This window comes from Intrasporangium zincisolvens, from assembly GCF_034724055.1.
Taxonomy (GTDB): Bacteria; Actinomycetota; Actinomycetes; order Actinomycetales; family Dermatophilaceae; genus Monashia; species Monashia zincisolvens.
Window position 1 is genome coordinate 39433 of sequence record NZ_JAWIIL010000005.1, and the last position, 17986, is coordinate 57418.

Annotated in this window: 17 protein-coding genes; 13 read left to right on the forward strand and 4 right to left on the reverse strand. The window is 74.0% G+C overall.

Going from position 1 to position 17986, the window contains the following annotated elements; all coding sequences use genetic code 11:
* Window positions 1–2: 2 nt before the first annotated feature.
* From RY076_RS14500 to purE, 3 genes are all read left to right on the forward strand, one after another.
* Complete coding sequence (locus RY076_RS14500; RefSeq protein WP_323099286.1) at window positions 3–647, forward strand: GtrA family protein; 645 nt, start codon at window positions 3–5, stop codon at window positions 645–647.
* A 25-nt stretch (window positions 648–672) separates the two neighbouring features.
* Window positions 673–1872 (forward strand): 5-(carboxyamino)imidazole ribonucleotide synthase, encoded by a 1200-nt coding sequence (locus tag RY076_RS14505; protein WP_323099288.1) that lies wholly within the window; start codon window positions 673–675, stop codon window positions 1870–1872.
* Between the two features lie 64 nt (window positions 1873–1936).
* Window positions 1937–2431 (forward strand): 5-(carboxyamino)imidazole ribonucleotide mutase, encoded by a 495-nt coding sequence (gene purE / locus RY076_RS14510; RefSeq protein WP_323099830.1) that lies wholly within the window; start codon window positions 1937–1939, stop codon window positions 2429–2431.
* 41 nt (window positions 2432–2472) lie between these two features.
* On the opposite strand, the gene RY076_RS14515 is transcribed toward purE, so the two are convergent.
* The gene (locus RY076_RS14515; RefSeq protein ID WP_323099290.1) at window positions 2473–2937 is read right to left on the reverse strand and encodes a CoA-binding protein; all 465 of its coding nucleotides are present in this window, start codon (window positions 2935–2937) and stop codon (window positions 2473–2475) included.
* A gap of 104 nt (window positions 2938–3041) precedes the next feature.
* Here RY076_RS14515 and RY076_RS14520 point away from each other — a divergent pair, with 104 nt between their 5' ends.
* Entirely contained in the window at window positions 3042–4061 is a 1020-nt protein-coding gene (locus RY076_RS14520) for an LLM class F420-dependent oxidoreductase (RefSeq protein WP_323099291.1), read from the forward strand.
* Window positions 4062–4088: 27 nt separating this feature from the next.
* On the opposite strand, the gene RY076_RS14525 is transcribed toward RY076_RS14520, so the two are convergent.
* Genes RY076_RS14525 through RY076_RS14535 form a run of 3 tightly spaced genes read right to left on the reverse strand, consistent with a single transcriptional unit; the run spans window position 4089 to window position 6624 of the window.
* The gene (locus RY076_RS14525; protein ID WP_323099293.1) at window positions 4089–4865 is read right to left on the reverse strand and encodes an SDR family oxidoreductase; all 777 of its coding nucleotides are present in this window, start codon (window positions 4863–4865) and stop codon (window positions 4089–4091) included.
* Entirely contained in the window at window positions 4862–5638 is a 777-nt protein-coding gene (locus tag RY076_RS14530; RefSeq protein WP_323099295.1) for an acylneuraminate cytidylyltransferase family protein, read from the reverse strand. Before RY076_RS14530 ends, RY076_RS14525 begins: the two co-directional genes overlap by 4 nt.
* Entirely contained in the window at window positions 5635–6624 is a 990-nt protein-coding gene (locus tag RY076_RS14535) for a Gfo/Idh/MocA family oxidoreductase (RefSeq protein ID WP_323099297.1), read from the reverse strand. The genes RY076_RS14530 and RY076_RS14535 overlap by 4 nt, the downstream gene beginning before the upstream one ends.
* 44 nt (window positions 6625–6668) lie before the next feature.
* Here RY076_RS14535 and RY076_RS14540 point away from each other — a divergent pair, with 44 nt between their 5' ends.
* From RY076_RS14540 to RY076_RS14580, 9 genes are all read left to right on the forward strand, one after another.
* Window positions 6669–8120, forward strand: coding sequence for a lipopolysaccharide biosynthesis protein (locus RY076_RS14540; protein WP_323099299.1), 1452 nt, complete (start codon window positions 6669–6671; stop codon window positions 8118–8120).
* Between the two features lie 70 nt (window positions 8121–8190).
* Window positions 8191–9624: a hypothetical protein gene (locus tag RY076_RS14545; RefSeq protein ID WP_323099300.1), complete on the forward strand. Its 1434-nt coding sequence runs from the start codon at window positions 8191–8193 to the stop codon at window positions 9622–9624.
* Between the two features lies 1 nt (window position 9625).
* Window positions 9626–10282 (forward strand): NeuD/PglB/VioB family sugar acetyltransferase, encoded by a 657-nt coding sequence (locus RY076_RS14550; RefSeq protein ID WP_323099302.1) that lies wholly within the window; start codon window positions 9626–9628, stop codon window positions 10280–10282.
* Window positions 10279–11361, forward strand: a complete 1083-nt coding sequence (locus RY076_RS14555) for an N-acetylneuraminate synthase family protein (RefSeq protein ID WP_323099304.1) — start codon at window positions 10279–10281, stop codon at window positions 11359–11361. The genes RY076_RS14550 and RY076_RS14555 overlap by 4 nt, the downstream gene beginning before the upstream one ends.
* 1 nt (window position 11362) lies before the next feature.
* Complete coding sequence (gene neuC / locus RY076_RS14560) at window positions 11363–12598, forward strand: UDP-N-acetylglucosamine 2-epimerase (protein WP_323099306.1); 1236 nt, start codon at window positions 11363–11365, stop codon at window positions 12596–12598.
* The gene (locus RY076_RS14565) at window positions 12595–13650 is read left to right on the forward strand and encodes a sugar phosphate nucleotidyltransferase (RefSeq protein WP_323099308.1); all 1056 of its coding nucleotides are present in this window, start codon (window positions 12595–12597) and stop codon (window positions 13648–13650) included. Before neuC ends, RY076_RS14565 begins: the two co-directional genes overlap by 4 nt.
* A gap of 111 nt (window positions 13651–13761) precedes the next feature.
* Window positions 13762–14835 carry an SDR family NAD(P)-dependent oxidoreductase gene (locus RY076_RS14570; RefSeq protein WP_323099310.1) on the forward strand — a complete coding sequence of 358 codons (1074 nt, stop codon included), beginning with the start codon at window positions 13762–13764 and terminating at the stop codon, window positions 14833–14835.
* Window positions 14832–16013, forward strand: coding sequence for a DegT/DnrJ/EryC1/StrS family aminotransferase (locus RY076_RS14575; RefSeq protein WP_323099311.1), 1182 nt, complete (start codon window positions 14832–14834; stop codon window positions 16011–16013). Before RY076_RS14570 ends, RY076_RS14575 begins: the two co-directional genes overlap by 4 nt.
* A gap of 79 nt (window positions 16014–16092) precedes the next feature.
* Window positions 16093–17979 (forward strand): Na+/H+ antiporter, encoded by a 1887-nt coding sequence (locus tag RY076_RS14580; protein WP_323099312.1) that lies wholly within the window; start codon window positions 16093–16095, stop codon window positions 17977–17979.
* Window positions 17980–17986 lie beyond the last annotated feature (7 nt).

A 17986-nucleotide genomic window follows, 5' to 3' on the forward strand; every position in this document is an offset into this window, starting at 1 on the left:
CCGTGAGGCGCCTGCACCACTTCCTGTTCGTGCGCCACCGCCACAACTGGGTGCTGCTCTTCCGGTTCGGGGCCGTGGGCCTGTCCGGCGTGCTCGTCAACATGCTGACGCTCATCGTCGTCAAGAAGCTCGGCCCCGACGAGCACGAGGCGATCTTCGCGCTCGGTGGCACCGAGTACCACGTGCGCTGGTACCACGTGTACTCGACGATCGCCTTCCTCGTCGCCAACCTCTGGAACTTCCAGCTCAACCGGTCCTGGACCTTCCGCACGAGCCGGCACGCGCGGTGGATCCGCGAGTACCTGCCCTTCCTCGCCGTCGGGCTGCTCGCCCAGGTGGTCGGGCTCGTGCTGCTGACGCTGCTCATGCACCCGAACTCGGCGCTGCACCTGCCCGAGACGGTGTTCGACAACTCGACCGGCTTCCGCACCCGCCTCTACTGGGCCCAGCTCATCGTCATCGCGGTGACGACGCCGGTGTCGTTCGTGCTCAACAAGCTGTGGACCTTCACCGCCGTGCGCACCCACCACCCCGACCTCGCCGACCCGAGCCACGCCGAGGCCGTCCTCGCCGAGCCGGACGAGCTGCAGGGCGAGCCCGCCGGCGTCGCACCGGTCGCCTCGGGTGGACCGGACGCTCGGGCCTGAGCGGGCGCGGCTACGCTTGGGCGCCGTGAGCCAGCCCAAGCGCGCCCCCGGAGGATTCCCCGTCGTCGGCGTCGTCGGCGGAGGCCAGCTGGCCCGGATGATGCAGGGCCCCGCCGTCGAGCTCGGAATCCAGCTGTCGGTCCTCGCCGAGAGCGACACCGCGGCCGCCGCGCTCGTCGTGCCGAGCGCCCCGGTCGGCGAGCACACCGACGTCGAGGCGATCCGCGCCTTCGCCGCGTCGTGCGACGTCGTGACCTTCGACCACGAGCACGTGCCGCAGGAGGTCCTCGCCGAGCTCGAGGCCGAGGGCGTCGTGCTGCACCCGACGCCCGCGGCGCTGCGCTTCGCCCAGGACAAGCTCGCGATGCGCGAGCGCCTCGAGGCCCTCGGCGTCGGGTGCCCGCGCTGGCGCGCCGCCCGCACCGCGGAGGACGTCGAGGCCTTCGCCGCCGAGGTCGGCTGGCCGGTCATCGCCAAGACGCCCCGCGGCGGCTACGACGGCAAGGGCGTCACCGTCGCCCGTTCGGTCGACGACGTCGCCGAGTGGCTCTCCCACGTCGGCGAGCCCGGCCCGCTGGAGGACGGCCTGCTCCTCGAGGAGAAGGTCGACTTCACCCGCGAGATCGCCGTCCTCGTGGCCCGCAGCCCTTCGGGGCAGGCCGCGGCCTGGCCCGTCGTCGAGACGGTCCAGACCGACGGGATCTGCACCGAGGTCCTCGCGCCGGCACCGCACCTGTCGGCCGACCTCTCCTCGAGCGCCACCGAGGCCGCGCTGCGGATCGCCGGCGAGCTCGGCATCACCGGCGTGCTCGCCGTCGAGATGTTCGAGGTCGAGCGCGGCGGTGCACCGGCGTACCTCGTCAACGAGCTGGCGATGCGCCCGCACAACAGCGGCCACTGGTCGATGGACGGCGCCGTGACGGGCCAGTTCGAGCAGCACCTGCGCGCCGTGCTCGACCTGCCGCTCGGCGACCCGCGCCCGCGCGCCCCGTGGACCGTCATGGCCAACGTCCTCGGCGGCGACCGCCCGGAGCACGAGGAGCTCTACTCGGCCTACCGGCACATCATGGCCCGCGACCCCGGCGTCAAGGTCCACCTCTACGGCAAGGGCGTGCGCCCGGGCCGCAAGATCGGCCACGTCAACGTGAGCGGCGCCGACCTCGCCGACGCGCGCGAGCGGGCCGGGCACGCCGCCGACTACCTGCGCGGCATCGTCACCGAGTGAGAGCGAGGACACCGTGAGCGAGCAGCAGACCACCGCCGCCGTCGACCCCGTCGTCGGCATCGTCATGGGCAGCGACAGCGACTGGCCGGTCATGCGCGAGGCCGCGCGGGCGCTGCAGGAGTTCGGCATCCCGTTCGAGGCCGACGTCGTGTCGGCGCACCGGATGCCCGACGAGATGATCGCCTACGGCCACGACGCCGCGGACCGCGGGCTGCGCGTCGTCATCGCGGGTGCCGGGGGAGCGGCCCACCTGCCGGGCATGCTCGCGTCGGTGACGCCGCTGCCGGTCGTCGGCGTGCCGGTGCCGCTGAAGTACCTCGACGGGATGGACTCGCTGCTGTCGATCGTGCAGATGCCGGCCGGGGTGCCGGTGGCCACCGTGTCGGTGGGCGGGGCCCGCAACGCGGGTTTGCTCGCGGCCCGGATCGTGGCGTCGGGCTCGGACGAGCTGGCTGCCGACGTGCGCGAGCGGATGCTCGCCTTCCAGGAGGACCTCCGCGACCAGGCTCACGCCAAGGGCGCCAAGCTGCGCGACGAGGTCGCCCGCGGCCTCGACTGACGCCGGACTGACGCCGGACTGACGCCGAGGGCCGGTAGGGCTCAGCCGGTGACGGCGTCGGCTCCGTCGCCGGGCTGGACCCGCGGGAACTCGATCTTCGGGCAGGTGTCCATGACGACCGAGAGCCCGGCCGCCTCGGCGCGGGCCGCGGCGTCCGCGTCGATGACGCCGAGCTGCAGCCACAGCGCCTCGACACCGAGCCGCTCACGCTGCTCGATCGCCTCGTCGACGACAGCCCCCACGTGCTCGCTGTTGACGAAGAAGTCGACGACCTTGACGACCGCGCCGTCGGGGATGTCGGCGAGCGACGCGTAGCCCGTGGCGCCGTGGACGGTGGCGGCCGACGGGTGCACGGGCACGAGGCGCATGCCGAGCTCGCGCTGGAGCCACAGCGAGACGCGGTACGCGGTGCGGTCGGGGTTGTCGCCGAGCCCGACGACGGCCCACGTCGCTGGCGTGTGGAGCAGGTCGCGGATGACGTCGGGGTCGTTGCGGTGGGGGGCCATGCGCCCCATCCTCACACGCGTGGGAGCACCGGACGCGTCCGGGCACATCCGGGCACGTCCGGTGCATCAGGGAGGGGTTCAGCCTCCCGTGGTTGGATGGCCCGATGCGATTTGGAATGTTCGTCCCCCAGGGTTGGCGCATGGATCTCGTCGGCATCGAGCCGGCCCAGCAGTGGGAGGCCATGGTCAACCTCGCCAAGCACGCCGACGACGGCGACGTCTTCGAGTCCATCTGGGTCTACGACCACTTCCACACGGTGCCGCAGCCCTCGGGCGAGGCCACGCACGAGGCGTGGACGCTCATGGCGGCCTTCGCCGCCGCGACCGACCGGGTGCGGCTCGGCCAGATGTGCACGTGCATGGCCTACCGCAACCCGGCCTACCTCGCGAAGGTGGCCGCGACCGTCGACGTCATCTCCGGCGGCCGCACGGAGATGGGCATCGGCGCCGGCTGGTACGAGCACGAGTGGCGTGCCTACGGCTACGGGTTCCCCAAGGCCGGCGACCGCCTCGGAGCGCTCCGCGAGGGCGTCCAGGTGTTCCGCGACATGTGGACCAAGGGTGAGGCCACGCTCGACGGGGCGTACTACCGGGTCGACGGCGCGCTCTGCGCCCCGCGGCCGCTGCAGGGCACGAGCCACCCGGGCAGCCCGGACAACGGCATCCCGATGTGGATCGCCGGCGGCGGCGAGAAGGTGACCCTGAAGATCGCCGCGCAGTACGCCGACTACACGAACTTCGACGGCGCCGCCGAGGGCTTCGACCACAAGAGCGAGATCCTCAAGGGCCACTGCGACGCCCTCGGCCGCGACTTCGGTTCGATCGTCCGCTCGGCCAACTACAACGTCGTCATCGGCGAGACCGAGTCCGACGTCGAGGACCGGCTCACGTTCAACGGCGAGCTGCTTCGCCGCGGCGGCGTGCCCGACAAGAAGGTCGAGGAGCACGTCGAGAGCCTGCGCCGGCAGCCGGCCGTGGGCACGCCCGAGCAGGTCGTCGAGATGCTCAAGGACATGGAGTCCCGGGGCATGACCTACGCCATCACCTACTTCGGCGAGGCCGCATACGACCGGTCCGGCATCGAGCTGTTCGAGGAGAAGGTCGCCCCCGAGCTCAAGGGCTGAGGACGCGCGACGACCCGGCTGGGCGGCCTACCAGGCCGTCCAGCCGCCGTCGACGGCCACGACCTGGCCGGTGACGTAGGCCGACGCGTCGGAGGCGAGCCACGTGACGACGCCGCGGAAGTCGTCCTCCGTGCCCATCCGCGCCAGCGGTGTCAGCGCCTCGTAGCGCTCGACGAAGGCGTCGTCCTGTCCACGGGCGATGCCGCCGGGGGCGAAGGCGTTGACCCGCACGTCGGGCGCGAGGACGGTCGACAGGTAGCGGGTCAGCTGGGCGAGGCCGCCCTTGCTCGCCGCGTACGCCGCCGGGTTGCCCATCCGGGTGCCGGCGTAGAGGCCCATGTTGGGCCCGACGAGGCCGTAGATGCTCGACACGTTGACGACGCTGCCGTGGCCACCGGCGCGCAGCAGCGGGGCGAGGCGTCGGGTCAGCGAGAACGGCGCCGTGAGGTTGAGGGCGAGGGCCATGGTGAACGCGTCGTCGGTCTGCTCCTCGAACGGCACCGCGTAGCCGGGCACCCCAGACGTGCCGGTGAAGGCGGCGTTGTTGACGAGGACGTCGCACGCCCCGAGCCCGGTGACGGCGTCCACGACGGTCGAAAGACCTTGTGGGTCGAGGAGGTTCGCGGCCAGGGGCACGTGGCCCGCGCCGGGCAGGTCGTCCGCGGCAGCGGCGCAGGCGGACGCGTCGAGGTCGACGACGACGACCCGCGCCCCCGCCGTCGCGAGCGCGTCGCAGAGCACCCGGCCGAGCGGGCCGGCGCCGCCGGTGACGACGGCGGTGCGGTCGGTGAGGTCGGTGTTCATCGGGCGTCCTCCGGGGGAGTGGCGTGCGCGTCGAGCCAGGGCAGCGTGATGAGGCCGGCGCCGACGAGGGCCTCGATGAGGCGGAACTCGTACTCGTCGTCGATCGAGAAGGCCTGGGCCTCGGGGATCTCCAGCCCCGCGTGGGTGCCCTCGTCGAACCACGACGCCTCGAGGCGGCGCACGAAGTCGGCCCGCCACAGGTAGAAGTTGCCGTTGATCCGCAGGAACCGCGCGGCGTCCTGGCGACGGGTGATGCCGGTGCCGGCGTCGATGAACCGGGTCAGCGGCCCGTCGGGGTGCGACGCGTCGGCCGGGCGGACACCGACCCACACCGGGTTGAACGTCGGCTCGGACACGGCGATGACCCCGTCGAGGGCCGGGTCGTCGGTGAGGCGCGTGGCCGCCTCGGCGAGCTGGGCGGGCACGCGGGAGGGGCTCGTGGGGTCGAGGAGGAGGACGGCGTCGTAGGAGCGCCCCTCGTCGGCCTCGACCCACTCGAGGGCGTGCCGCACGACCGGGGCCATCGGGGCGTCGTCGCCGGCGAGGTGCGCCGGGCGCAGGAACGGCGCTTCGCCGCCGTGCGCCCGGGCGACGGCGGCGATCTCCTCCGAGTCGGTGGTGACGACGCACCGCGTGACCTCGGGCGTCAGGGCCGCGGCGCGGACCGAGTGCGCGATGAGCGGCAGGCCTGCCAACGGGCGGATGTTCTTGCCGGGGAGGCCTTTCGAGCCGCCGCGGGCCGGGATCACCGCGAGGATGCGGGGCGGGTTCATGACAGCTGCCTCGCTCGGTCGCAGAGGTCCAGGGTGGCCAGTCCCTCGGCGAGGGTGGCGGGGGCTCCCGCGGCATGACGCGTCGCGGCGTCGGTGGCGGGGGAGAGCTCCAGGGCGGCGCGGGCCTGGGTGGCCATCGTCGCGTCGCGGTCGAGGTCGGCGTCGAAGACGCGCGTGGTGACCGCGCCGTCAGGGCCGGTGTGCCGCACCGTGGCCGAGGGCACGTCCCACTCGAGGCAGCCGTCGGGCCCGCGCAGCACGACGCCCCGGGTGGCCGGACGCGTCACGTAGTCGAGGCGGCAGGTGACGGTGGCGCGGCCGGCCGACCACAGCAGCGTCGCGGCCTGCTCGGCCTCGATGCCGAGCGGGCCGTCGTGCTCGAGCCGCGCGCCGAGGAGCGTCGGCGGCCCGAGCAGCACGGAGAGGTAGTCGAGCTCGTGGACGAGGTCGCGCAGGACCCCGCCCTCGTCGGCCCGGGCCGAGTAGGACGCGCGGTGGTCGCGGTCGGGGCGCCAGTCGGGCAGCCACGACTGCGACCAGGCGTGTGCCGAGACGGTGCTGCCGGGCGTGCTGCCCGAGACCGAACCGGCCGACGCGAGGACGTGACGGAAGGCGGCGTGGGCGCGCAGCGGGGCCGCGACCCAGACGTCACCGGCGCGGGCGTGGGCGGCGAGCGCCTCCGCGTCGGCACGCGTCGGGGCCACGGGCTTCTCGAGCAGGACCCGCCGGGCCCCGGCATCGAGGGCGGCGACGGTGTCGGTGACGTGCCGCCCGGTGTCGGTGGCGACGACGACGAGGTCCGCGGCCGCGAGCAGGGCCGGCGCCGACGCGTCCCCGACGACGCGGACGCCGGGCAGGTCGGGGTCGGAGTCGGTGCCGCGCGGGCGCACCGGCCACAGCGACACGGAGCACCCGAGGGCCGAGAGGACCCGGGCGTGGCGGCGGCCGATCGACCCGGCGCCGCGCACGACGACGCCCGCGCTCACCTCGTGCTCACCCGGTCCTCCTCCGCCCTAGTAGGTTCACCATCGTGGCAGACGAGCGCGAGTCCCCGGTGACCGACACCGAGCCGTCGGTGCCCGGTGCGCCCGCTGCGTCCGGCTCGCTCGGTGCCCACTCGGTCGTCTACCTCGTCGGCACGGCTCTGCAGGGCCTCGGCGTCCTGCTCGTGCTGCCCTTCGCGACGCGCGTGCTCGGCGCCACGGAGTTCGGCCAGGTGGCGACGGGGCTCGTCGTCGTGCAGATGGTCGGCACCATCGCCGCGGCCGGCCTGCCCCAGGTGATCCTCCGCGAGCACCACCGCGGCGCCGAGGGGCCCCGGGTCGCACGCGCCCTGGCCGGCACGATGGTGCTGCTCGGCCTCGGGCTCGGCGTCGTCGGTCTCGCGGTCGCCCTGGTCCTGTCCGCAGCCGGGCACGCCGACCTCGCCCAGTGGCTGCCGCTCGTCGTCGCTTCCGTCGGCCTGACCACCGTCGTCTCGGGACAGACCCTGATGCGGGCTCGCCTGCAGCCGTGGGGTTTCCTCGCGCTCGCGGTGTTGGCGACGGTCGGCGCCCAGCTCGCCGGCGTCGTCGCGGCCCGCGTCGACCGCAGCGCGGCCACGTACCTCACCGCGTACGCGTCGGTCGTCGTGCTCGCCGCCGTCCTCGCCCTCGTGCTCGGGCGGCCGCTGCCGCCCACGGTCGAGCGCGCGCGGGTGCGGGCCGGCGTCCGCCTCGCGGCGCCGCTGCTGCCGCAGGCGGTCGCGATGCTCGGGCTGCTGTCCGGCGACGTCCTGCTCACCGGGTGGCTCGTGGGCACCGCGGCCGCCGGTGAGTACCAGGTGGCGCTCCAGCTCGGGAACATGCCGTTCGTCCTCGCGGTGGCGCTCTTCAACGCGTGGGGCCCGCTCGTGCTGTCGCGGCCGCTCGCGGACCGGTGGGCGTGGACGGCCCGCACCGGCACGGCACTGACCACGGTCGTGGGGGCCGGGGCCGCCGGCGTCGCCCTGCTCGGCCCGTGGCTCGTCGCCGTGATGGCCGCCCCGAGCTTCGACCGCGCCGCCATCGTCACGGCCCTCGGCGTCGTGTCGACCGTTGCGGTGGCGTACATGGTCTACCAGGGCTCCTCGCTCGCCGTTCTCGACGTCGAGCGCACGGGGCGCCTGGCCTGGGCGGCGCTCGCGGCGCTCGCCGTCCTCGTCGCCGCCGCCTGGCTGCTCACGTCGAAGGCAGGGCTCGGCCTCGTCGGCGTCGCGGTGGCCAAGGCGCTGGCCTACGTCGTGCTCATGGCGGTCACGACGGGGGCCGCGGTCCGGCACTCGCCGCTGCGCTGGCCCGGGCGGCTCGTCGTCGTGGCCGTCGCGTCGGTGGTGCTCGCGCTCGTCGGGGCCTTCCTGCCTGCCGAGGGCGTCGGGCTGTGGCTGCGCGCCGGCCTCGCGGTGCTCGTGGCCGGTGCCGCCCTCGCCCTCGCGCCCGGCGTCCTGCGGAGCCTGCGCGGATAGGATGGGGCGCCGCCGGGAGGCGGGCCCGACCTCCTCCCGCCCCCGACCTTCCAGGAGAGACGCTTTCGTGGTGACACCCCTCGTCCACATGGGACTGGGCTACGACGACCTCCTCGTTCCGGCGCTCGTCCACGCCGGCTTCGAGACCAAGGACCTCGTCCTCGTCGTGCGCACCGACGCCAACCTCGCGTGGGTGCGTCGTCATGCGCCCCGCGCCACGACCGTCCGCCTGCCCTACGCGCAGGCGCGCAAGGCCAACGTCGTCAGCGGCCTGGCCCCGCACGCCGCGCTCAAGCGAGCCTGTGCCGGCGTCGGGCTCGACCCGCTCGACCTGCTCGTGTCCGAGCGCGCCCTGCGTCGCAACCGCGTCGACACCGCGATGAACTTTCTCAACCTCGCCGCCGAGGAGCTCGAGGCCGTCATCGCCGACCGGGGGCCGATGCTCGCGCTCGTCGAGTTCACCGTGACCTCCGAGCTGCTGACGGCCGGGCTCGTCACCCACCACGGGGGCCTCGCCACGTGGCCGCGCGGCATCCGGCTGCCCTCGGACCGGTTCGGTCTCATCGGCGCGCCCAAGGGGATCACCCTGTGGGAGCGGCAGGTCGAGGACGCGTCGGCCGTCGCGGCGGGCGAGCGGTTCATCGCCGACTGGCGCACCGAGCACGGCCGTCCGATGGGCTACGCCCGCAACCTCAAGGTCGAGACCGGCGGCGAGATCTGGCGCCTCGCCACTGACCGCGTCAGGGAGTTCGCCGTCGACCGCGGCGCCAACCTGCAGCTGCCGCGCCCGAGCGACTACGCCCGGCTGCCCTGGCTCAACCCGGTCAAGGCCCGCCTCAACCTGCGCGAGTACCGGTCGCGGCGGTGGGACCCGGTGCCCGAGAAGTTCGTGTTCCTGCCGCTGCAGGTGCAGCCCGAGTCGAGCGCCGACGTCATGGGCCAGGAGTGGCGCGACCAGGCCTACACCGCACGCGTCCTCGCCGACGCGCTCGCGCCGCTCGGCATCGGCGTCGCCGTCAAGGAGCACGCCCACTTCATGTGGCGCCGCGACCCCGACTACTGGCCGCAGTTCGACGCCCACCCCAACATCGCGACGATCGACCCGTTCGCCGACTCCCGCGACCTCATGAAGCGGGCCGTCTTCACGACGACCGCCACCGGCACCGTCGGCCTCGAGGCCGGCTTGCTCGGGCTGCCCGTCGTGTCGGGCGCCCGGATGCCGTGGAGCGCGCTCGGCAACGTCGCGACGCTCGCCAGCCCCGACGACCTGCCCCGGTTCGTCGCGGACCGTGGTTGGGATTCGCTGCGCGCCGACGAGAAGGACATCGACGCGTGGTTCGCCCACGAGTACGTCCGCAACTCGTGGCAGGGCCTCGTGCTCGACCCGCCGCGGGTGCCCGCCGTCCTCGAGCCCGACAACATCCGCAAGGTCGGCGACGCGTTCGCCGAGGCTGCCGCGTCGCTCGGCCACGTGCCTGCCGCGCAGGCGCCGAAGGCGGTCTGACGTGGCGGGCTGGGTCGTCCTCGGTGCCGGCGGGCACGCCCACTCGGTCGTCGACGTGCTCGAGCGTGCCGGCCACCGCGTCGTTGCGGTCGTCGGCGACGCCGGTGGGCGTGACTGGCACGTCGAGAGGCTCGAGACCGACGTCGACGCGCTCGACCGCGCCGAGGTCGACGGTCTCGTCGTCGCTGTCGCGATCGGCAGCAATGCGGGCCGGCTCCGGCTGATGCGCGAGGTGGCCGAGCGCGATCTCGTCGCCCCGGCCGTCGTCGCGGCCACCGCCACCGTGGCCCCGCACTCCCGGCTCGGGGCCGGCACCGTCGTGCTCGAGCACGCCCACGTCGGGCCGGCCACCGTGCTCGGCACCGCCGTGGTCGTCAACACGGCCGCCGTCGTCGAGCACGACTGCACCGTGGGCGAGGGCGCCCACATCGCCCCGGGCGCGGTCCTGCTCGGGGCCGCCTCGGTGGGTGCCGGAACCCTCGTCGGCAGCGGCGCTCGCGTCCTGCCCGGCGTCCGCGTCGGGTCCGGGGTCACCGTCGGCGCGGGCGCGGTCGTCGCCGCCGACGTACCCGACGGCGTCACCGTCGTCGGCGTGCCTGCCCGTCAGACCGGCCCGACTCCGCTCCGTCCGACCACCCAGACCGGAGGACACCCGTGACCACGCACGCCACCGACCACCTGCCGGGGACGCCACCACGGGTCCGTGCCGTCGACCTCGCGGGCACGACGGTGCCGACGCCGGGTCAGGTGCACGTCATCGCCGAGGCCGGCGTCAACCACAACGGCGACGCCGAGCTCGCCCACCGGCTCGTCGACATCGCCGCCGCCTCGGGCGCCGATGCCGTGAAGTTCCAGACCTTCTCGCCCGACAAGCTCGTGTCCTCGGCTGCCGCGACGACGCCGTACCAGCGCGACCGGGGCGGCAGCGCCGACCAGCGCAGCCTCCTCGAGGCCCTGACGCTGCCCGAGTCGGTGTGGGCCGAGCTGCGCGACCACGCCCGCGAGGCCGGCACGACCTTCCTGTCGACGCCGTTCGACCTCGACAGCGCCGAGATGCTCGTCGGCCTCGGGCTCACCGCCCTCAAGGTCAGCTCGGGCGAGCTGACCAACCTGCCCTACCTGCGCGAGCTGTCGCGGCTCGGCGTCACCCTGCTCGTGTCGACCGGCATGGGCACCGAGGCCGAGGTGGCCGACGCTGTCGAGGCCTGCGCCGACGCGCCCGGGCTCGTGCTCTTCCACTGCGTGTCGGCCTACCCGGCCCCCGTCGACGAGTGCAACCTGCGCGTCATCCCGGCCCTCGCAGCCAGGCACGGCGTGCCGGTCGGCTGGTCCGACCACACCCCCGGCCTGACGACCGCCCTCGGCGCCGTCGCCCTCGGGGCCCCGGTCCTGGAGAAGCACTTCACGGCCGACCGCACGCTGCCGGGCCCCGACCACCTCGCGAGCCTCGAGCCCGACGCCCTCACCGAGTACGTCCGCGAGACCAAGGTGCTGGCCCGCGCCCTCGGCGACGGCGTCAAGGTGCGCCAGCCCTCGGAGGAGGAGAACGCGACGCTCGTGCGCCGGTCCTGGCACGTGGCCGCCGACCTGCCGGCCGGGCACGCCCTGACCGGCGCCGACCTGCGGCTGCTGCGTCCCGAGGGCGGCGTCAGCCCGGCGGTCGACGTGCGCGGACGCGTCCTCGCTCGCGGCGTCACGGCGGGCGCCCCGCTCACCGACGCCGACCTCGAGGCCTGAGGTGGCAGGTCCGGAGGCCGACGGCAGGCACCGCACGACCGTCGCCGTCTTCGTCGGCACGCGGGCCGACCTCGGCCCCCTCTCGCCGGTGCTCGAGGCCCTCGCGACGGCCGACGACCTCGACCTCCTCGTGCTCACCGGCGTCATGTACGCCGCCGACGACCTCGCCGCCGCGCTGCCGGCGGTGCTGACCCGGGAGGCGTGGCGCGAGCGCGTCGTGCCCCTCGCCGAGCCGATGACCACCGTCACGGTGGCGACCCAGCTCGAGCAGGGTGCCGTCATCGCGCGTGCCGCCGGGGAGGTGCTCGGGCGCGTCGGCGCCGACGCGCTCGTCGTGCTCGGCGACCGCTGGGAGCTGCTCTACGTCGTGCCGCCCGCGTTCCTGCTCGGGGTGCCGGTCGTGCACCTGCACGGCGGAGAGATCACCGAGGGAGCCGTCGACGAGCGCATCCGGCACGCCGTGACCAAGCTCGCCGACCAGCACTGCGTCGCGTCGGAGGAGTCGGCGGTGCGCCTGCGCCAGATGGGCGAGCCCGCCGACCGGGTGCACGTCACCGGGGCGCCGGGGCTCGACCGGCTCGCGGCAGCCGAGCCGCTCGACGACGCGGCGCTCGCCGGGCTCGTCGGCGTCGAGGCCCTCGAGCGGCCGTTCGCCCTCTTCACCTACCACCCGCCGACGGCCCAGCCCGGTGCCCCCGTGGGCGTGTGGGCCCGCGAGGCGCTCGAGGCGACGCTCGCCGCGGCGGGCACCGTCGTGGCCACCCACCCCGGCATGGACGAGGGGCGCGAGGCGATCATCGCCGCGCTCGAGGAGGTGGCGGCACGAGAGCCGCGCCTGCGCGTCGTCGAGGCCCTCGGTCGCGACTACCCGCGCGTGCTCGCCTCGGCCGACGTCGTCGTCGGCAACTCCAGCTCGGGCGTCATCGAGGCAGCGAGCGTCCACGTGCCCGCCGTCGACGTGGGCGAGCGCCAGCGGGGCCGCCTGCGCGGGGCCAACGTCGCCCACGCGGACGAGGGACGCGCGTCGGTCGAGGCCGCCGTGCGCGCGTCGCTGACCCCCGCAGCGCGCGAGCGGGCGCGCGCGACGACCAACCCGTACGGAGCCGGTGAAGCCAGCGGCCGCATCCTCGCTATCGTTCGGGGAGCGGGCACCGCCCCGCGCGTCAAGCGCTTCGTCGACCTGCCCGTCCACGGCGGAGCAGCTCCAGCGAGCCCGACGGGCGAGGAGGACCGGTGACCGCCCGTGACCTGCGCGCCGCGAGCGCGCCGACGACGGCGACGATCCGCGACGCGCTCGAGGTCGTCGACCGCAGCGCGACGCTCGTGTGCCTCCTCGTCGACGACGCCGGACGCCTCGCGGGCCTGCTCACCGACGGCGACCTGCGCCGCGCGTTCCTGTCGGGCACGAGCCTCGAGGACCCCGCGCTGAACCACGCGACGACGAGCCCGCACGTCGTGGCCGCCGGCTCGCCACGCGCGCTGGTCCTCGACCTCATGCAGGCCCTGCGGATCTCCGCCGTGCCCGAGGTCGAGCAGGACGGCACCCTCGTCGGCCTGCACACGCTGTCCGACGTCGTCGGGTCGGCGCCGCTGCCGAACGTCGCCGTCGTCATGGCCGGGGGACGGGGCACCCGCCTCGGCGACCTGACGCGCGACACCCCCAAGCCGCTCATGACCGTGGCAGGGCGCTCGATCCTCGAGTGGATCGTGCTCGGGCTCGTCGGCGACGGCATCCGCGAGATCTACGTCAGCGTCAACTACCTCGCCGACCAGATCGAGGAGCACCTCGGCGACGGCTCACGCCTCGGCTGCGCCGTCCGCTACCTGCGCGAGGACCCCGAGCTGCCGCTCGGCACCGCCGGCTCCCTGACCCTGCTGCGCGAGCAGCGGCCCGAGCTCGCCCACCCGGTCGTCGTCATGAACGGCGACCTCATGGTCGACTACGACGCCGGCCAGCTGCTCGAGGCGCACCAGCGCAGCGGCGCGGCCGTCACCGTCGCGACGCGCACCTACCAGCACGAGGTGCCCTTCGGCGTGGTCGAGAGCGAGGGCGGACGCGTCACGGCGCTGTCGGAGAAGCCGACGCTGAGCTTCGACATCAACGCCGCCGTCTACGCCGTCGAGCCGCGGGCCCTGGCCTGGCTGCCCGTCGGCCGGGCGAGCACGATGCCCGAGCTCGTCGAGACCTGCCTCGGACGCGGCGAGCCGGTGACGGCCTGGCCGATCCAGTCCGAGTGGATCGACGTCGGCACGCCCGGCGACCTCGCCCGCGCGCAGGGCCAGGCCTGAGCGGGCCGCGACCGCCGAGCACCGACGAACGAGCACGAACGAGCACGAACGAGCACGAACGAGAACGAACGAGCACGAACGAGAACGATGACACCGGATGAGAAGGCAACTGTGACAACGGAACTGACGACGGACCTCACGAGGGACCTCACGACGGACCTCACGCCGAAGCCGATGAACGGCTCGATCGCCGGCAAGACGGTCCTCGTGACCGGCTCGGACGGCTTCATCGGCAGCAACGTCGTCGAGCGCCTCGTCGCCGACGGTGCGAAGGTCCGCGCGTTCTGCCTCTACAACTCCAACGGATCGACCGGCTGGCTCGAGGAGTCCGACGCGTTCAAGCGGGCCGTCCGCGAGGGGCAGGCGGAGGTCGTGCTCGGTGACATCCGCGACCCCGAGCACGTCATGGCCAGCGCCGAGGGCGTCGACGTCGTGCTGCACCTCGCAGCCCTCATCGCGATCCCGTTCTCCTACGTGGCGCCCCGCTCGTACGTCGAGACCAACGTCATCGGCACGCTCAACGTCCTCGAGGCCGTGCGCCGCCAGGGCGTGCCGCGGATGGTCAACACGTCGACCTCCGAGGTGTACGGCACGCCGGAGTCGGTGCCGATCACCGAGGAGCACCCGCTGCGCGGCCAGTCGCCGTACTCGGCCACGAAGATCTCGGCCGACAAGATGTGCGAGTCCTACGCCCTGTCGTTCGGCACGCCGGTCATGACGCTGCGCCCGTTCAACACCTTCGGCCCGCGGCAGTCGACGCGCGCCGTCATCCCGACCGTCCTGTCGCAGCTGCTCGCCGGCGCGTCCGAGCTGCGCCTCGGCGACCTGAGCCCCAAGCGCGACTTCACCTTCGTCAGTGACACCGCCGACGGCTTCGTCCGGGCGGCCCTGGCCGACGTCGAGCCGGGCACGACGATCCAGCTCGGTACCGGGCGCACCGTCTCGGTCGGCGAGGTCGTCGAGCTGTGCAAGAAGGTCACCGACAACGACGCAGAGATCGTCACCGAGAGCGACCGCATCCGACCGGAGAACTCCGAGGTGCAGATCCTGCTGTCGGACCCCTCGCGCGCCAACGAGGTGCTCGGATGGGCCCCGACGGTGTCGCTCGAGGACGGGCTCGCGGCCACGGCCGAGTGGCTGCGCTCCCGCGTCGACCTCGAGTCGGCCGCGCGGTACCACCGGTGAGCGGCACCGGCGAGGCGCACGCCCCCGGCGCACGGGGCCCCGAGGGCACCATCCCGCTGGCCGTGCCCAACATCGGCGAGCTGGAGCGTCGGTACGTCCTCGAGGCCGTCGAGTCCGGCTTCGTCTCGTCGGTCGGACCCTTCGTCTCGGAGTTCGAGCGCCGCTTCGCCGAGCGCGTCGGGGCGAAGCACGCCGTCGCGTGCTCGACGGGCACGGCGGCCATCCACGTCGGGCTGGTCCTGCTCGGCGTCGAGCGCGACGACGAGGTGTTCTGCTCCGACTTCACGTTCGTCGGCTCGGTCAACCCGATCGCCTACCTCGGCGCCCGGCCGGTGCTCGTCGACTCCGAGACGCGCACGTGGAACCTCGATCCGGAGCTGCTCGCCGGCGAGCTCGACCGGCGCGCGGCCGAGGGCCGGCCGCTGCCGAAGGTCGTCGAGGTCGTCCACGTCCTCGGCCAGCCCGCCGACATCGAGCCGCTCGTCGACGCGTGCGAGCGCCACGGCGTCGCGATCCTCGAGGACGCTGCCGAGTCGCTCGGCGCCTCGTGGTCGGGCGGCCGCTACGCCGGCCGGCACACCGGCACCGTCGGACGCATCGGCTGCTTCTCCTTCAACGGCAACAAGATCGCGACCACCGGCGGCGGCGGGATGCTCGTCACCGACGACGACGAGCTCGCCGCGCGGGCCCGTCACCTGACGACCCAGGCCAAGGTGCCGGACGTCGGCTACCTCCACGACGAGGTCGGCTACAACTACCGGCTCACCAACCTCGCCGCGGGTCTGGGCCTGGCCCAGCTCGAGCGTCTCGACGACTTCGTGGCGGCCAAGCACCGCATCGCCGCGCGCTACGACGAGGCGTTCGCCGACCTGCCCCTCGTCCTGCCCCCGCGGATCGAGGGGATGGACGCGACGTACTGGCTCTACTCCGCGCTGATGCCCGAGGGCGACGGCCGCGGTCGCGACGAGCTGCTCGAGCACCTGCACGGGCTCGGTGTGGGGGCCCGGGCGCTCTGGCGACCGCTGCACGCCCAGCCGCCGTTCGCGTCGGCGCCGCTGCTCGGCGGCGGCGTCGGGGACGGGCTCTTCGCCCGCGGTGTCTCCCTGCCGTGCGCCACCGAGCTCACCGACTGCGACCAGGAACGAGTCGTCGAGGCGGTCCGCTCCTTCTTCTCCTGAGGCCGGCGGAGGGTAGGACCCGGAGCCCACGCGTCGGGCTGGAGTCCCGCTGGGGGCCGGTTGTTGGCAGGATGGCCCGGTGGAGATCGCGACCGGGTTGCTGGCGATCGCCGCGACCGTCCTCGGCGGGGCGTGGCTGGCCGACCGCCTGCGCCTGCCCGCCCCCCTCGTCCTCATCCTCGTCGGCATCGTCGGGTCCTACCTGCCGTTCGTGCCCCAGGTCGTCCTGACGCCGGAGGTCGTCCTCCTCGGCATCCTGCCGCCGCTGCTCTACGCGGCCGCGATCCAGACCTCACTCATCGACGTCCGCACGTACAAGGGCACGATCCTGTCGCTGTCGGTGGGGCTCGTGCTCTTCACCGCCCTCGTCGTCGCGCTCTTCCTCAACCAGGTGCTCGGCCTGACGTTCGCACTGGCGTTCGCCATCGGAGCCGTGGTCGCGCCACCCGACGCCGTCGCCGCCACCGCGGTGGGCCGCCAGATCGGACTGCCGCGCCGGCTCGTGACGATCCTCGAGGGAGAGTCCCTCCTCAACGACGCCACGGCGCTCGTCGCGCTGAGCACCGCGCTCGCCGCGGCCGGGTACGCCACCGGCGGCGGCTCGCACGCCGTCACCTTCGGTGGCGTCGTCGGGCAGTTCCTCTGGGCGTCGGTCGGGGGCGCGGCGATCGGGTTCGTCATCGCGCTCGTCGTCGGGTGGCTGCGCAGGTGGTTCTCGACCGAGCCGGCCTTCGACACCGTGCTGTCGTTCATGGTGCCGTTCGCCGCGTACGTGCCGGCCGAGGAGCTGCACGCGTCGGGCGTCATCGCCGTCGTCACGGCGGGCCTCGTCCTCGGCCACCGCTCGCCGCGGTCGCAGACCGGGGCCTCACGCCTGGCCGAGCGGATCAACTGGAGCTCGATCCAGTTCCTCCTCGAGAACGCCGTCTTCCTCCTCATCGGCCTGCAGGTGTTCTACGTCGTCGAGAAGGTCCGGGCCTCGCCGCTCTCGTGGGGCACCATCGCATGGGCGGCCTTCGGCACGCTCCTCGTCGTGCTCCTGGCGCGACCGGTGTGGGTGTTCCCGTTCCGGTGGCTCAAGGCCACCGTGCTGCGCCTCGAGGCGCCCTCGCCGTGGTCGCACACCGCGGTCCTGTCGTGGGCCGGCATGCGCGGCGTCGTGACGCTCGCGGCGGCCCTGCTGCTGCCGGCGCAGACGCCCCACCGCGAGGTGCTCGTGCTCGTCGCGGTCGTCGTCACGGTGGGGACGCTGCTCATCCAGGGCACGACGCTCCCCGGCCTCGCGCGTCGGCTCGGGGTGCGCGGACCGGACCCGCGCGAGGACGCGCTCCAGGCGGCGACGGTGCTCCAGGCCGCGACGCGGGCCGGGCTCGATGCGCTCGACGCCATGCCCGACGTCGACGAGGCGACCCGCGCGACGCTGCGCGAGCGCGCCGACGACCGGCTCAACCAGATGTGGGAGCGCCTCGGACCCCGCGGCGTCGACGTCGTCGAGACGCCGAGCGAGCGGTACGTGCGTGCCCGCATGTCGATGCTCCAGGCCGAGCGCGACGAGGTGCTGCGCCTGCGCGACGAGGGGCGCGCCGACCAGGCCGTGCTCCGCGTGGTGCTCGGCGCGCTCGACCTCGAGGAGACGATGCTCGATCGCATCGACGACCAGCAGGAACGACTGGCAGAGAGCGAGATGTTGCCCGTGGAGACCATCGCGGCCCCGTGCGAGCACCTGGAGGACACCGACTCGTGCGCCGAACCGCGCACGCCCGAGGGATGCGAGGAGTGCCTGCGCAACGGCACGACGTGGGTGCACCTGCGCCTGTGCCTCCAGTGCGGGCACGTCGGCTGCTGCGACTCCTCGGAGTTCAAGCACGCGTCGGCGCACTTCCACGAGACGCAGCACCCGGTCATGCGCTCCATCGAGCCCGGGGAGACGTGGCGCTGGTGCTTCGTCGACGAGGTCGTCGGCTGAGCCCTCT

Bases quoted from the DNA above. Each gene is read 5' to 3' on its own strand.
- RY076_RS14520 (WP_323099291.1), top strand. From the start codon at position 3,042: ATGCGATTTGGAATGTTCGTCCCCCAGGGTTGGCGCATGGATCTCGTC.
- RY076_RS14530 (WP_323099295.1), bottom strand. From the start codon at position 5,638: ATGAACCCGCCCCGCATCCTCGCGGTGATCCCGGCCCGCGGCGGCTCG.
- purE (WP_323099830.1), top strand. From the start codon at position 1,937: ATGGGCAGCGACAGCGACTGGCCGGTCATGCGCGAGGCCGCGCGGGCG.
- RY076_RS14525 (WP_323099293.1), bottom strand. From the start codon at position 4,865: ATGAACACCGACCTCACCGACCGCACCGCCGTCGTCACCGGCGGCGCC.
- RY076_RS14515 (WP_323099290.1), bottom strand. From the start codon at position 2,937: ATGGCCCCCCACCGCAACGACCCCGACGTCATCCGCGACCTGCTCCAC.